The sequence below is a fragment of the Escherichia sp. WS1118 genome (assembly GCF_046487695.1).
Taxonomy (GTDB): Bacteria; Pseudomonadota; Gammaproteobacteria; order Enterobacterales; family Enterobacteriaceae; genus Escherichia; species Escherichia coli.
Genome location: NZ_JBJQIZ010000005.1, coordinates 23,355 through 37,943 on the forward strand (window position 1 = coordinate 23,355; position 14,589 = coordinate 37,943).

Annotated in this window: 16 protein-coding genes and 1 pseudogene; 7 read left to right on the forward strand and 10 right to left on the reverse strand. The window is 46.6% G+C overall.

The features are described from left to right. Nucleotides 1-77: 77 nt before the first annotated feature. The 3 genes from ACJHYO_RS10325 to sad all read right to left on the reverse strand — a co-directional run bounded on the left by ACJHYO_RS10325 (nt 78) and on the right by sad (nt 2,815). Complete coding sequence (locus tag ACJHYO_RS10325) at nt 78-437, reverse strand: DUF4186 domain-containing protein (protein ID WP_001191031.1); 360 nt, start codon at nt 435-437, stop codon at nt 78-80. Then, on the reverse strand, nt 437-1,363 hold the full coding sequence (glsB, locus tag ACJHYO_RS10330; protein ID WP_000257409.1) for a glutaminase B: 927 nt from the start codon (nt 1,361-1,363) through the stop codon (nt 437-439). Before glsB ends, ACJHYO_RS10325 begins: the two co-directional genes overlap by 1 nt. Before the next feature lie 63 nt (nt 1,364-1,426). Continuing rightward, nucleotides 1,427-2,815, reverse strand: a complete 1,389-nt coding sequence (gene sad / locus ACJHYO_RS10335) for a succinate-semialdehyde dehydrogenase (RefSeq protein WP_071343035.1) — start codon at nt 2,813-2,815, stop codon at nt 1,427-1,429. A gap of 100 nt (nt 2,816-2,915) precedes the next feature. Between sad and ptrR the strand changes: the two genes are divergently transcribed. From ptrR to ydeA, 3 genes and pseudogenes are all read left to right on the forward strand, one after another. Further along, on the forward strand, nt 2,916-3,797 hold the full coding sequence (ptrR, locus tag ACJHYO_RS10340) for a putrescine utilization regulator PtrR (protein WP_000366517.1): 882 nt from the start codon (nt 2,916-2,918) through the stop codon (nt 3,795-3,797). A 77-nt stretch (nt 3,798-3,874) separates the two neighbouring features. Further along, a pseudogene (gene yneK, locus ACJHYO_RS10345) lies at nt 3,875-3,976 on the forward strand (putative protein YneK); the annotation flags it as partial. 159 nt (nt 3,977-4,135) lie between these two features. After that, nucleotides 4,136-5,326, forward strand: coding sequence for an L-arabinose MFS transporter (gene ydeA / locus ACJHYO_RS10350; protein ID WP_000210772.1), 1,191 nt, complete (start codon nt 4,136-4,138; stop codon nt 5,324-5,326). Nucleotides 5,327-5,350: 24 nt separating this feature from the next. On the opposite strand, the gene marC is transcribed toward ydeA, so the two are convergent. Then, nucleotides 5,351-6,016, reverse strand: a complete 666-nt coding sequence (gene marC / locus ACJHYO_RS10355) for an NAAT family transporter MarC (RefSeq protein ID WP_000885033.1) — start codon at nt 6,014-6,016, stop codon at nt 5,351-5,353. Nucleotides 6,017-6,227: 211 nt separating this feature from the next. Here marC and marR point away from each other — a divergent pair, with 211 nt between their 5' ends. The 3 genes from marR to marB are packed head-to-tail and all read left to right on the forward strand — an operon-like array spanning nt 6,228 to nt 7,316. Beyond that, nucleotides 6,228-6,662: a multiple antibiotic resistance transcriptional regulator MarR gene (gene marR / locus ACJHYO_RS10360; RefSeq protein ID WP_000843419.1), complete on the forward strand. Its 435-nt coding sequence runs from the start codon at nt 6,228-6,230 to the stop codon at nt 6,660-6,662. A 20-nt stretch (nt 6,663-6,682) separates the two neighbouring features. After that, nucleotides 6,683-7,066: an MDR efflux pump AcrAB transcriptional activator MarA gene (gene marA / locus ACJHYO_RS10365; protein ID WP_000091198.1), complete on the forward strand. Its 384-nt coding sequence runs from the start codon at nt 6,683-6,685 to the stop codon at nt 7,064-7,066. A gap of 31 nt (nt 7,067-7,097) precedes the next feature. After that, complete coding sequence (marB, locus tag ACJHYO_RS10370; protein WP_000803537.1) at nt 7,098-7,316, forward strand: multiple antibiotic resistance protein MarB; 219 nt, start codon at nt 7,098-7,100, stop codon at nt 7,314-7,316. Nucleotides 7,317-7,372: 56 nt separating this feature from the next. Here marB and ACJHYO_RS10375 read toward each other — a convergent pair whose 3' ends face one another. The 5 genes from ACJHYO_RS10375 to ACJHYO_RS10395 form a co-directional block, all read right to left on the reverse strand. Beyond that, a complete protein-coding gene (locus tag ACJHYO_RS10375; protein ID WP_000012593.1) occupies nt 7,373-8,812 on the reverse strand; it encodes a 6-phospho-beta-glucosidase in 1,440 nt (479 codons plus the stop codon). A 23-nt stretch (nt 8,813-8,835) separates the two neighbouring features. Beyond that, a complete protein-coding gene (locus tag ACJHYO_RS10380) occupies nt 8,836-10,509 on the reverse strand; it encodes a carbohydrate porin (RefSeq protein ID WP_001538767.1) in 1,674 nt (557 codons plus the stop codon). A gap of 54 nt (nt 10,510-10,563) precedes the next feature. Next, a complete protein-coding gene (locus tag ACJHYO_RS10385; RefSeq protein ID WP_001304363.1) occupies nt 10,564-10,875 on the reverse strand; it encodes a PTS lactose/cellobiose transporter subunit IIA in 312 nt (103 codons plus the stop codon). A 27-nt stretch (nt 10,876-10,902) separates the two neighbouring features. Beyond that, a complete protein-coding gene (locus ACJHYO_RS10390) occupies nt 10,903-12,225 on the reverse strand; it encodes a PTS sugar transporter subunit IIC (protein ID WP_001304362.1) in 1,323 nt (440 codons plus the stop codon). 114 nt (nt 12,226-12,339) lie between these two features. Further along, entirely contained in the window at nt 12,340-12,651 is a 312-nt protein-coding gene (locus tag ACJHYO_RS10395) for a PTS sugar transporter subunit IIB (protein WP_000722574.1), read from the reverse strand. Nucleotides 12,652-12,849: 198 nt separating this feature from the next. Here ACJHYO_RS10395 and ACJHYO_RS10400 point away from each other — a divergent pair, with 198 nt between their 5' ends. Then, entirely contained in the window at nt 12,850-13,548 is a 699-nt protein-coding gene (locus tag ACJHYO_RS10400; RefSeq protein WP_000577184.1) for a GntR family transcriptional regulator, read from the forward strand. 44 nt (nt 13,549-13,592) lie between these two features. Here the strand turns inward: ACJHYO_RS10400 and eamA are convergent, their stop codons facing one another. Further along, nucleotides 13,593-14,492 carry an O-acetylserine/cysteine exporter gene (eamA, locus tag ACJHYO_RS10405; protein WP_000087205.1) on the reverse strand — a complete coding sequence of 300 codons (900 nt, stop codon included), beginning with the start codon at nt 14,490-14,492 and terminating at the stop codon, nt 13,593-13,595. Nucleotides 14,493-14,589: the final 97 nt, after the last annotated feature.

Below are 14,589 nucleotides of genomic sequence, written 5' to 3' on the forward strand. Positions count from 1 at the left end.
AAAGGATAGCATGTTCGCTGACAACGGCGGCAACTAAAGATACCTAATGAATGCCATTTTATCGATTTCCGTAATTATCATGGCTGATTCATCTGTATAACCAGCCAGTGGTAGATTACCGTCACAATATAACGTTGTTGCTCCTCACTTAACGCTTCCCCCTGAGGAATGTTATGCCACTTAGCCAGACAACCGCGACAACAGGTCGCGGTGGCGTGTTGAGCGATAAAAACCGGATGCCCGCGCATGGGGGTTTGCTTACCGTCGTTAGCCGGTAATGCCGGAGCAAGACGTTTAGCGACAAAATCCGCCGCATGTTGTTCAATGACTGGCGCGCCTTTCTCCAGACAATACTGACGCTCTTTCACACCCAAACGAAAGCGAGAGCGAAATTTTGAACGGGATAAACGCGCGAAGAGTGGATCGAGAGACTGCATTAATAAACTGAACGCCCTAATTGTTTCGTCAATTGTTCAAGGACTGCAATGCCCGCAAGCGAGTTACCGGCATCATCCAGTTCCGGACTCCAGACTGCGATGGCCATTTCATGCGGAACAATCGCCACAATACCGCCACCAACGCCAGATTTTGCCGGTAGTCCCACCCGCCAGGCAAACTCCCCCGCGTTCTGGTACATACCGCTGGTCGCCATCAGCGCGTTAATTTGCCGCGCCTGCATTGGCGTCACCACAGGTTCATCAATATGAATAGCTTTCCCCTGATTCGCCAGAAAGACAAACGTCCGGGCCAGCTCTACACAGCTCATTTTCAGAGCGCAGTAATGAAAGTAGTTTTGCAGAACGGTTGTCACGTCATGATGGAAATTGCCAAACGACTTCATCAGCCAGGCGATAGCCGCATTTCGCGCGGAATGTTCAAATTCGGAACGCGCTACCACCGTATCGTAGGAAATATCAGACACACCACTTAAGCCGCGCACGACTTCCAGCATACGTTGCCGAGGAGCGCTTAATCGCCCTTGCAACATATCGCAGACCACCAGCGCACCGGCATTAATAAACGGATTACGCGGAATACCCTGCTCCATTTCCAGTTGCACTAAAGAATTGAACGGTGATCCAGACGGATCTTTGCCGACGCGTTGCCAGATTTCCTCTTCGGAGTAATGACGCATGGCGACAACGAGACTCAGCACTTTGGAAATAGACTGAATGGAAAAACGTTCTTGCGCGTCTCCGGCCTGAAAAAGCTGTCCGTCAACGGTACAGATAGCAATCCCCAATCGGGAACCGTCTACCGTAGCCAGCGCCGGAATATAATCCGCGACTTTACCCTGACCAATGAGCGGCCGCACTTGCCGCAAGATGTTTTCTAAAATTGCATTATCCATGGCGACTGCCACTTTCTACTCCTGGACCGCAGGTCTGAAAAGACCTGCGAGTATATCAGAGCTGAATATATAGCGTCAGACCCGGTCTTTCCATACCGTCTGAATATTACAGAATTCGTGTAAGCCGAAATGGGAAAGCTCACGACCAAAGCCACTCTTCTTCACGCCACCAAAGGCGACTCGCGCATCGCTGGCACAATAACCATTGATAAATACCCCACCGCATTCCAGACGTGCCGCCATCTGTCTGGCCTGTGTTTCGTCGGTGGTGAAAATGGTCGCTGAAAGGCCGAACTCACTATCATTAGCCAGTTCCAGCGCATGTTCTGCATCTTTCGCAATGGTGATTGCCGCAACGGGGCCAAACATTTCTTCCCGAAACGCGGTCATTTCTGGGGTAACATTCGCCAGAACCGTTGGCGGATAGTAGTTACCTGCTCCAGCCATCTTTTCCCCTCCCAGTAACAAACGCGCACCCTGCGCCAGTGTTTTTTCCACCTGATGATGCAGCTCATCACGTAAATCAAAACGAGCCATTGGTCCGAGAGCGTTCTCTTCATCACGGGGATCGCCCATTTTCAAGGCTGCCGCAGCTGCCACAAAACGTTCGGTAAATGCCGAAGCAATTCCCTCTTCGATGATAAAGCGTTTTGCCGCTGCACAAACCTGTCCGGTATTCTGATAACGTCCGGCTACCGCCGCTTTCACCGCCAGTTCCAGATCGGCATCGTTAAGCACAATAAACGGATCCGAACCACCCAGTTCCAGTACGCATTTTTTCAGTGCCGCTCCAGCCTGTGCGCCAATAGCCGCTCCAGCACGAACACTTCCGGTCACTGTGACAGCAGCAATGCGCGAGTCTTTAATCATCAGACTGACACCGTCGTTGTCGGCATTCAGCCAGCCATATACGCCTTGTGGGATACCCGCATCTTTAAACACCTGGGCAATGAGCTGTGCACAGCCCATCACATTCGGCGCATGTTTAAGTAAGTAGCCGTTACCAGCAAGAATGATGGGAACAGCGCCACGCATCACCTGCCATAACGGAAAATTCCACGGCATAATCGCCAGAATCGTCCCCAACGGTCGATACTCAATAACCGCCTGCTGATTTTCCACCAGCGTAGGTTCTGCCTTCAGCATTGCTGGACCATGTTCTGCATACCAGTCACACAAATTCGCCGATTTCGCCACTTCAGCGCGCGCCTGGTTGATTGGTTTGCCCATTTCACGGGTGATCATTTGCGCCATTTCTTCGCTACGGGCGCGCAGAGCCTTACCGATATCACGCAGTTTTTCAGCACGATAATCTATATTTGCCTCGCGCCAGTCGCGAAAGCCTGCTGCTGCCAGCTGAAGCGCGTTTTCGATATCGTCAACACTAGCCCACGGCAGCACAGAAAGTTGTTCACCGGTGGCAGGATTTATCGAAATTGCATGAGTTGCCGGAGTAATGGTCATCGGGGTATCTCCTTTATGAGTCATGGTATGAAGATACGCAGATTTACTCTTGCTTTAAAATGAATAATATTAAGCCACTTATTCACGAATCGAGAATGCTATGGATCTGACCCAACTGGAGATGTTCAACGCGGTTGCCGAAGCTGGCAGCATTACCCAGGCTGCAGCAAAAGTGCATCGCGTGCCGTCGAATCTCACTACCCGTCTACGCCAGCTGGAAACAGAACTGGGGGTTGATCTGTTTATTCGCGAGAATCAGCGTTTACGTCTCTCGCCTGCCGGGCATAACTTTTTACGCTATAGCCAACAAATTCTCACGTTAGTGGATGAAGCGCGGAGCGTTGTCGCTGGCGATGAGCCGCAAGGTTTATTTTCTCTGGGATCGCTGGAAAGCACCGCTGCAGTGCGCATTCCGGCCACGCTGGCGGAATTTAACCGTCGTTATCCCAAAATTCAGTTTTCACTTTCCACCGGCCCTTCCGGCACTATGCTGGAAGGTGTGCTGGAGGGAAAACTGAATGCGGCGTTTATTGATGGACCCATTAACCATACTGCCATCGACGGGATACCGGTATACCGCGAGGAACTAATGATCGTCACGCCACAAGGACATGCGCCAGTAACCCGTGCCAGTCAGGTGAATGGCAGTAACATTTATGCCTTCCGCGCCAATTGTTCGTATCGTCGCCACTTCGAAAGCTGGTTTCATGCTGACGGTGCCGCTCCGGGAACTATTCACGAGATGGAGTCTTATCACGGGATGTTGGCCTGTGTGGTCGCAGGAGCAGGCATTGCGCTTATTCCACGCTCTATGCTGGAAAGTATGCCGGGGCATCACCAGGTTGAAGCGTGGCCGTTAGCTGAGCAATGGCGTTGGTTAACAACCTGGCTGGTCTGGCGTCGTGGTGCGAAAACGCGTCCGCTTGAGGCATTTATTCAACTGCTGGATGCGCCTGACTCGGCAAAACAGGGTTACCAATGAGCTATTTTTGATAGTTCATGCGGATAATATGCTCTATATAGTGATGTTCCGATGACTTATGACTATATGGGGCAAATATGGTTACGCCAGTAAGCATCAGCAATTACATATCTCTTCCTGATGATTTTCCCGTTCGTAATATTGCACCTCAAGTAAAAGAAGAACAGGCCCCCTTCCTGATCGTCATTAAAATGTGATGTTAACAACTCTCTGATGCGTGACAGAACAACCGTCAGAGAGATGGAAATGCGATCCAGATCACAAATGCATTGTATTCACATCATTAACCGTTTTAAGATCATTTCATCACTTTTTCGCAACTCACCCGATAATCTGTTATGACAACAAACACTGTTTCCCGCAAAGTAGCGTGGCTACGGGTCGTTACGCTGGCAGTCGCCGCCTTTATCTTCAATACCACCGAATTTGTCCCTGTTGGCCTGCTCTCTGACATTGCGCATAGTTTTCACATGCAAACCGCTCAGGTCGGCATCATGTTGACAATTTATGCATGGGTAGTGGCGCTAATGTCATTGCCTTTTATGTTAATGACCAGCCAGGTTGAACGCCGCAAATTACTGATCTGCCTGTTTGTGGTGTTTATTGCCAGCCACGTACTGTCGTTTTTATCGTGGAGTTTTACCGTTCTGGTGATCAGTCGCATTGGTGTGGCTTTTGCACATGCGATTTTCTGGTCGATTACGGCGTCTCTGGCGATCCGTATGGCTCCGGCCGGGAAGCGAGCACAGGCATTGAGTTTAATTGCCACCGGTACAGCACTGGCAATGGTATTAGGTTTACCTCTCGGGCGCATTGTGGGGCAGTATTTTGGCTGGCGAATGACCTTCTTCGCGATTGGTATCGGGGCGCTTATTACCCTTTTGTGCCTGATTAAGTTACTTCCCTTGCTGCCCAGTGAGCATTCCGGTTCATTGAAAAGCCTCCCGCTATTGTTCCGCCGCCCGGCATTGATGAGCATTTATTTGTTAACTGTGGTGGTTGTCACCGCCCATTACACGGCATACAGCTATATCGAGCCTTTTGTACAAAACATTGCGGGATTCAGCGCCAACTTTGCCACGGCATTACTGTTATTACTCGGTGGTGCGGGCATTATTGGCAGCGTGATTTTCGGTAAACTGGGTAATCAGTATGCGTCTGCGTTGGTGAGTACAGCGATTGCGCTATTGCTGGTGTGCCTGGCACTGCTGCTACCTGCGGCGAACAGTGAAATACACCTCGGGATGCTGAGTATTTTCTGGGGGATCGCGATGATGATCATCGGGCTTGGTATGCAGGTTAAAGTGCTGGCGCTGGCACCAGATGCCACCGACGTCGCGATGGCGCTATTCTCCGGGATATTTAATATTGGAATCGGCGCGGGTGCGTTGGTAGGTAATCAGGTGAGTCTGCACTGGTCAATGTCGATGATTGGTTATGTAGGCGCGGTGCCTGCTTTTGCTGCGTTAATATGGTCAATCATCATTTTTCGCCGCTGGCCAGTGACACTCGAAGAACAGACGCAATAGTCGAAAGGCCCATTCGGGCCTTTTTTAATGATACGTTTTAATGATTTCCAGGATGCCGTTAATAATAAACTGCACGCCCATACATACCAGCAGGAATCCCATCAGACGGGAGATCGCTTCAATACCCCCCTTGCCCACCAGCCGCATAATTGCGCCAGAGCTGCGTAGACTTCCCCACAAAATAACCGCCACCAGGAAAAAGATCAGCGGCGGCGCAACCATCAGTACCCAATCAGCGAAGGTTGAACTCTGACGCACTGTGGAGGCCGAGCTAATAATCATCGCAATGGTTCCCGGACCGGCGGTACTTGGCATTGCCAGTGGTACAAAAGCAATATTGGCACTGGGTTCATCTTCCAGCTCTTCCGACTTGCTTTTCGCTTCCGGTGAATCAATCGCTTTCTGTTGCGGAAAGAGCATCCGAAAACCGATAAACGCGACGATCAAACCGCCTGCAATTCGCAGACCGGGAATCGAAATGCCAAATGTATCCATCACCAGTTGCCCGGCGTAATATGCCACCATCATGATGGCAAATACGTACACCGAGGCCATCAACGACTGACGATTACGTTCGGCACTGTTCATGTTGCCTGCCAAGCCAAGAAATAACGCGACAGTTGTTAATGGGTTAGCTAACGGCAGTAACACCACCAGCCCCAGGCCTATTGCTTTAAACAAATCTAACATTGGTGGTTGTTATCCTGTGTATCTGGTTTATCAGCGAAAAGTATAAGGGGTAAACAAGGATAAAGTGTCACTCTTTAGCTAACCTTGCATCGCATTGACCAAAACTTGAACCGATTTAGCAAAACGTGGCATCGGTCAATTCATTCATTTGACTTATACTTGCCTGGGCAATATTATCCCCTGCAACTAATTACTTGCCAGGGCAACTAATGTGAAAAGTACCAGCGATCTGTTCAATGAAATTATTCCATTGGGTCGCTTAATCCATATGGTTAATCAGAAGAAAGATCGCCTGCTTAACGAGTATCTGTCTCCGCTGGATATTACCGCGGCACAGTTTAAGGTGCTCTGCTCTATCCGCTGCGCGGCGTGTATTACTCCGGTTGAACTGAAAAAAGTGTTGTCGGTCGACCTGGGGGCACTGACCCGTATGCTGGATCGCCTGGTCTGTAAAGGCTGGGTGGAAAGGTTGCCGAACCCGAATGATAAGCGCGGCGTACTGGTAAAACTTACCACCAGCGGCGCGGCAATATGTGAACAATGCCATCAATTAGTTGGCCAGGACCTGCATCAAGAATTAACAAAAAACCTGACGGCGGACGAAGTGGCAACACTTGAGCATTTGCTTAAGAAAGTCCTGCCGTAAACGAAAAAAGAGGTATGACGATGTCCAGACGCAATACTGACGCTATTACCATTCATAGCATTTTGGACTGGATCGAGGACAACCTGGAATCGCCACTGTCACTGGAGAAAGTGTCAGAGCGTTCGGGTTACTCCAAATGGCACCTGCAACGGATGTTTAAAAAAGAAACCGGTCATTCATTAGGTCAATACATCCGTAGCCGTAAGATGACGGAAATCGCGCAAAAGCTGAAGGAAAGTAACGAGCCGATACTCTATCTGGCAGAACGATATGGCTTCGAGTCCCAACAAACTCTGACCCGAACCTTCAAAAATTACTTTGATGTTCCGCCGCATAAATACCGGATGACCAATATGCAGGGTGAATCGCGCTTTTTACATCCATTAAATCATTACAACAACTAGTTGATAACGTGACAACGTCACTGAGGCAATCATGAAACCACTTTTATCCGCAATAGCAACTGCGCTTATTCTCTTTTCTGCGCAGGGCGTTGCGGAACAAACCACGCAGCCGGTTGTTACTTCCTGTGGCAATGTCGTGGTTGTTCCCACATCGCAGGAACAACCACCGTTTGATTTAAATCACATGGGTACTGGCAGTGATAAGTCGGATGCGCTCGGCGTGCCCTATTATAATCAACACGCTATGTAGTTATTGTCAGGCTCTGATCACAGAGCCTGACATTTCCGTAATATCTTCCTGAAGTCTCATATATTTTCGCCATTGTTGGCGATGAGATCCCGATACCAGTAAAACGATGCTTTACGTATCCGTTCCAGCGTTCCCTTCCCTTCGTTGTCTTTATCGACATAAATCATTCCGTAGCGTTTTTTCATTTCTCCTGTTCCGGCAGAAACCAGGTCAATGCAACCCCACGGGGTGTAGCCAATTAAGTCAACACCATCTTCAACTACGGCTTTTTTCATTTCCCGAATATGGGAGGAAAAGTAATCAATGCGATAGTGATCGTTCACCGTGCCGTCAGCTTGTCTCTGGTCAACCGCACCAAATCCATTTTCGACAATAAACAGCGGCAACTGGAAATGATCCCAGAACCAGTTGAGTGAATAACGTAGCCCTGCCGGATCAATTTGCCATCCCCATTCGGATGTATCGATATAAGGGTTGCTGACCAAATCTCGTGGTTCAACATAATCCAGTTGCGGATTATCTGGCGAAAATTGCGTCGTAAAAGACATGTAGTAGCTAAAGCCGATAAAGTCGACACAACCTCTGGCAAGAATCGCGTTATCATCTGGTGTGATATCGAGGTTGAATCCTTTCCTTGCAAAGTAATTCAGCATATGTTGCGGATAATATCCACGAGCATGAACATCAGTAAACCAGTAACGACGATGCATCGCTTTCGTGGCCATCATCATATCGTTGGGTGCACACGTCAGAGGATAGATGGGGCACATAGCAATCATACAGCCGATATTAAATTCAGGATTGATCAGTTTTCCAGTCTGTACCGCCAGGGCACTGGCAACTAACTCATAATGTACCGCCTGGTACATTATTTGTTCGCGCTCATTGAGATCTTCCTCTGGCGAATACAAGATACCGGAATTAGTAAATGGACACAGGCTTTCGCTGAAATTCACCTGATTATTGATTTCGTTAAACGTCATCCAGTACTTTACTTTTTCTTTATAGCGCGTGAAGACCGTTGATGCGAAGTGGATAAAAAAGTCGATCAGTTTACGGTTTCGCCAGCCACCATATTTTGTCACCAAATGATAAGGCATCTCAAAATGCGAAAGCGTCACCACAGGTTCCATTCCCTGCTTCAGGCATTCATCGAAGAGATCATCATAAAATTGTAAACCCTCTTCATTCGGCTCCTGTTCGTCACCTTGCGGAAAGATTCGTGTCCAGGCAATGGAAGTTCGAAAGCATTTGAATCCCATCCCGGCAAATAACTGAATATCTGTTTTATAGCGATGATAAAAATCAATTGCTTCATGATTGGGATAATTAAGTCCGTCGATAACGCCTTCTGTCACTTCACGCGGCACCCCGTGAGCGCCAGCAGTCATTACATCAGCGATACTGATGCCTTTTCCTCCTTCATTCCAGCCACCTTCCAATTGATGTGCGGCTACCGCACCGCCCCATAAAAAATCTTCTTTAAATCCTGACATACACAACTCCTTAACTAAATAGATTACCACCAGACTTCCGCCTGGATGCCGGCCATAAACTCGTCTTTGCTGTTCTCATTAAACTTAAAATTCGATAATTCGTTATCCAGAATATTGATATACGTCCCGTAGAAGCGAATTTCTGGTCGTGAACCTAAAATACTTTCACCCACTTTCAATGCATGCCAGAGTGTCGTTTTATAAGCCGATTCATTTAGCGTTACCCCCTGCTGAGTTTTGTTCTGTTGCTTAAACCAGCCTAATTCAAGCCCCGTCTGATTCCATGTATTCCAGATCCAGGCCGGTCTTATTACGGTGCGAATACTGTCAAAATCACTATGAGCGCCACTTTCATAACTATAAACATCTTCGCCATGAGAATAGACAAGCGCGTTAGCCATAATAATATTGTCAGTCAGATACATCTCGCCCTGAGAGATTAAACGCCAGGCGATCCCATTGGTATGGTCACCATAGTAATAGCGACCATGCGCCATCGTATTACTGGCATCTGAGAAACTGGCAAAACTGCTGGCATAGGAATTATTGGCAACCTGTAACGTAAATTCATTAAACGTATCGCGTTGCAAGTTTTGCCGTAAAACAGAAGTCAGCATCCAGCTATCTTTCATTTCAAAATAACTGTCGTCATTTTCATTATCTTGTTGTTGATCCGTTTTATTAGGTGCGGAATATTTAGCCATTAATGACAACGTCGCATCATCCCATAACGGGATATTGCGATAACGAACATCCACAGAATTGGTATTCATCTGACTGGTACGCGTAAAATCACGAGAGTAAACATCGACATCATCTCGGCTTAAGGACATATCAAACAGCCCTACACCAAGCGCCCAGTTTTCAATCCCCACACCCGCGGCAACATCCGTGGTTAAGGTTTTCCAGTCCAGCATTTGGATCTCATATTGCGGGAGTTTATGTTTGCCGACCCAGAAGTCTGCCTCTCGTGCGAAGGGTAAAAAACCTCGCGTTGTCAGATAAATATCACTGAACTGCATGATATTTTCATTGGCACTGTCACCAAACCAGGCATCGTTATACTGCTGACCTACGTTTCCATCATAGGTAACGACCGCATTTGCCGTTCTACCGTCCTGATTATAAACACGCTGATTTAAGGTCAGGTCAAACCAACCACTCATCTCGTTACCAAAACGTCCCAGAGAACCCGCTGCATAAGTTTGTGGTGAGCCGTGATTACCGGTGCCCCAGCCTGAGCGGAAGTACCCCTGATAGCTGAATCCAATATCATCCTTTATATATTTACTGATATCTTTCAGGGTCACGCTTTCGATAGTGGTTTTATCGCCTTTACTTTCAATAACGGCAATTTGCTGCGATCCATTTATAGTATGTGCTGCGGCAGACGAGTTCTGTTCACCGTTTTCATTTTTGATGTTATCAGCAACGGGAGATGTCGCTGATATTTCGGCAAGCGAGGCCGATTGATATTTATTTTCTGTGATGCTTTTTTGTAATGTCGAAAGTCGGAATTTATATACTCCCAGTTCATTCTGTGTTGCTTTCAGCTCTTGTTTATTTTGCGACAATTCATTTTCAAGCAATTCAAGGCGCTGCTCTATGGTTAATTTTGTTGCCATCGCGTTCAACGGAAACAATGCTGTAATAATAGAAATAGACAAAAGGCTGACGTTAAGCGTCTTTATATTCATAACTTATCCTTAAGAGTGTAGTAATTTCCTCCAGATATCGCACTGGAGAAAAAATCAGGCATGGAGCTCTTTTCTTAATGAAATAATTTCCCTGGCTAAATCCTGGCATAATATTGCATTCATCAAATGATCCTGTGCATGTATCAGAATTAAATTAACTTCTATTTTGCCACAGCCTTCATCCTGACTAATTAACGCGGTCTGAATCTTATGCGCCTGAAGACAGGCAGATTCAGAGCTGGCCATTAGTTTAGTTGCGCCCTGCCAGTCTTTTTGCCCGGCACAACGTATGGCTTCCATCGCATCAGAACGAGCCTGTCCCGCGTTGATCAGTAACTCCATAACAAGTTCTTCATCTGCAAACATCACAATCTCCTTCCTGGGTAAATGGAATTATCCGTTAGTTGTCATGTTATTGACTTTGTTGGCGGCGATAACAAAAGGTAAATAGATCATTGTCGCCACACCTAAACATAAAAAACCAACCAGTAATGCCAGCCAGTTTCCCCCGGTTCCGAGGAAAGCAATTAAAGGTCCGGGCGTAGTCCAGGGCACGGCATAAGCAACCGGTGGAATAATTTCCATCGAAACAAAGAAGTAACCAATGGCACAGTTAACAATGGGAACCATAATAAACGGCACCATCATGATGGGGTTAAGTACAATAGGAAGGCCGAACATTATCGGTTCATTGATATTGAAAATACCGGGGATAAATGACATTTTTGCCAGATCACGGTATTCCGCACGCTTAGAAGCGATAAAAATAGCCAACAATAACCCCAACGTCATACCTGAACCGCCGCAGTTGGCGAATGCATCATTAATAGAAGTCCAGGTAATCGGATATGGCGCGCCCCAGGTAGTGCCGTGTTGAGCGGCCCAGGAGAGATTCTCCAGATTAGCCTCAGAAAAAACGGTTTCTCGAATTGCCGACGTTGTATTAGGTCCGTGGATCCCCAGCACCCAGAGGAAATTACCCACAGCCCCCAGGATAATTACCGCAAAGATATTCGTTCCCATATGTTTGAGCGGCGTCTGGATTAATGTGTAAATGAGATCATTTAATCCTGCCGGGGATATCAATGTCAGGCAATAATTAAGTGCGGAAAAGAACACCATGACAAAAAATATTGGCAATAAAACTTTAAATGAACGCGCTACCGCAGGAGGTACAGCTGCCGGCATCGTTATGGTGATTTTGGGGTTTCGAGCTAAGCGACAAAATATTTCACTGGTGATCAATGCAACGATAACAGCAACAAACAACCCCTGCGCGCCGAGATATTTTGTCGTCAGGAATGCCTGCCCATCTATCATCTGGTATGGGGTATAAACAATAAAAAATGCTCCTATTGCCGTTAATCCACATAAAAGATCATCTTGCTCATAGCTAATCGCCACATTCCTGGCGACCAGGAAAGCAATCATAATTGACATGATATTTACAGAACCATTCATTACCGGAGTAAAAATAGCTTGTGCTTTTTCAAGGTTGGGGAAAATGCTGTTCAGATGCAGTAATCCGGCAATAAAACCGTCGGGCGATAATATGGCAAAGTTAATTAATATAATTAATGAGCTTGCCATGATAATTGGAAACGTAAAAACGAATCCATCTCTCACCGCTGCAACATGTTTTTGTGAGTTTAACTTGATAGCAACTGGAACAAGAAAACGTTCCATTCCACGTTCGAATGATGCCATTAATCCCATTTTTTTATACCTGTTGTTCTGGATATTTATACATCCCAATAAAGCATGTATGCCATATCCATTTTATGATGTGTGAAAAGTTAGTTCAGGTAATAGTTTAATAATATTAGATTCTTACTCTTGCAGTAGTTTCATCGCAAATTCAAGAACTGCCTGTCCGTTCATTGTGCCATAGTCTTTCATCTCGATAACGGCTACAGGCATTTTCCCCTGTGCAACGGCTTCAATCTCTGGTTTCTGAAAGCGAACTTGCGGACCAAGTAAAACAACGTCAACTTCGTTATTTTTAATTTTCCCTTTAGCCTCTGCAATCGCCAATGCGGAAATATTAACTTCAAGTGAAATAGCGGTAGCATGATCAATCATACGTTTAACCAGCATACTGGTTGACATGCCCGCAGCGCAAACTAACAATATCTTTTTCATATTTTTCCTTACTGGTATATAACAGACTACATTGTGTAAATATCATATCCCACAGTAGCTACACGTCCTGGTACATTGATCACAGTAATACAGCAATAAAGTTGTTCAACAACAGGGTGATAATTAAACGACTCGGCCATACGATAAACTAATCAGGTCTCAACTCCTTGTTTTCAATGGCTCTTAAAAGGTGCAAAAGTGATTTTTCAAAAGATTGCCCGCTTACTTAAATCCGAGATCAATGGCAATTCATGGCATGTTGGTGATTTGTTGCCGTCAGAAGCGGAACTCGCTGTTCGTTATAATGTTTCGCGTAATACCCTGCGTAAGGCATTATCCCTGCTGGAAGGCGAAGGAATTATTCACAGAAAGCATGGTTCAGGAACATACATTCAAAAAAAGAATTTTGTTGCACACATTGATCACATGAACAGTTTCAGTGAAATTGCACATAAAAGCGGCAAAGAGGCAGGAAGTCAGATTATGAAATTTGAAGTGCAGGATGCTTCTCCTACTATTGCGACTGAGCTGAATTTAGTGACTGGTGAGCAGGTTTATTACATAAAGAGACTGCGATTCATTGAGGATAATGCAGCACAATTAGAAGAAACGTGGATGTCAGTGGCACGTTTTCCTGATTTAACCGTATCGCATATGCAAAAATCCAAATTTTCGTATATTGAGAACGAATGCGGGATCAAAATCATTGGCACCTTTGAAACTTTCTCCCCGACTTTTCCTACCCCAGAAATCGCCAGTATTTTACGGATCAGCCCACGGGATCCCATACTTAAAATTCAGACCCAGGCTGTGGATAGTAACTCTATTCCGCTGGATTATTCGTTACTTTACAGCAATATTTTCGAGTTCCAGGTAAAGTACTTTTTCCCGCGATAAAAGCAGACGCACAGAGTGCTGGCATCACATTCTGTGCGTATGGTTTAGCCTCTGACCTTTACCGCTTTACGCCACCGCAAGCCAAATACATTGATATACAGCCCGGTCATAATGAGCACCGCACCGAAAAATTGCAGACCCGTTAAGCGTTCATCCAACAATAGTGCCGCACTTGCCAGTCCAACTACAGGCACCAGTAACGATAACGGTGCAACCCGCCAGGTTTCATAGCGTCCCAGTAACGTCCCCCAGATCCCATAACCAACAATTGTCGCCACAAACGCCAGATACATCAGAGACAAGATGGTGGTCATATCGATAGTAACCAGACTGTGAATCATGGTTGCGGAACCATCGAGAATCAGCGAGGCAACAAAGAAGGGAATGATTGGGATTAATGCGCTCCAGATTACCAGCGACATCACTGCCGGACGCGTTGCGTGCGACATGATCTTTTTATTGAAGATGTTGCCACACGCCCAACTAAATGCTGCCGCCAGGGTCAACATAAAGCCGAGCATCGCCACATGCTGACCGTTCAGACTATCTTCGATTAACACCAGTACGCCAAAAATCGCTAAGGCGATCCCCGCCAATTGTTTGCCATGTAGTCGTTCACCGAAAGTAAACGCGCCAAGCACGATAGTAAAAAACGCTTGTGCCTGTAACACCAACGAGGCCAGTCCAGCAGGCATACCAAAGTTAATAGCGCAGAACAGAAAGGCAAACTGCGCAAAACTGATGGTTAATCCATACCCCAGCAGCAAATTCAGTGGTACTTTCGGTCGTGCGACAAAAAAGATGGCCGGGAAAGCAACCAGCATAAAGCGCAAACCGGCCAGCATCAGCGGTGGCATGTTATGAAGCCCCACTTTGATGACCACAAAATTTAGCCCCCATACAACCACTACCAGTAGCGCCAACACCCCATCTTTTCGCGACATTCTACCGCCTCTGAATTTCATCTTTTGTAAGCAATCAACTTAGCTGAATTTACTTTTCTTTAACAGTTGATTCGTTAGTCGCCGATTACGACGGCAT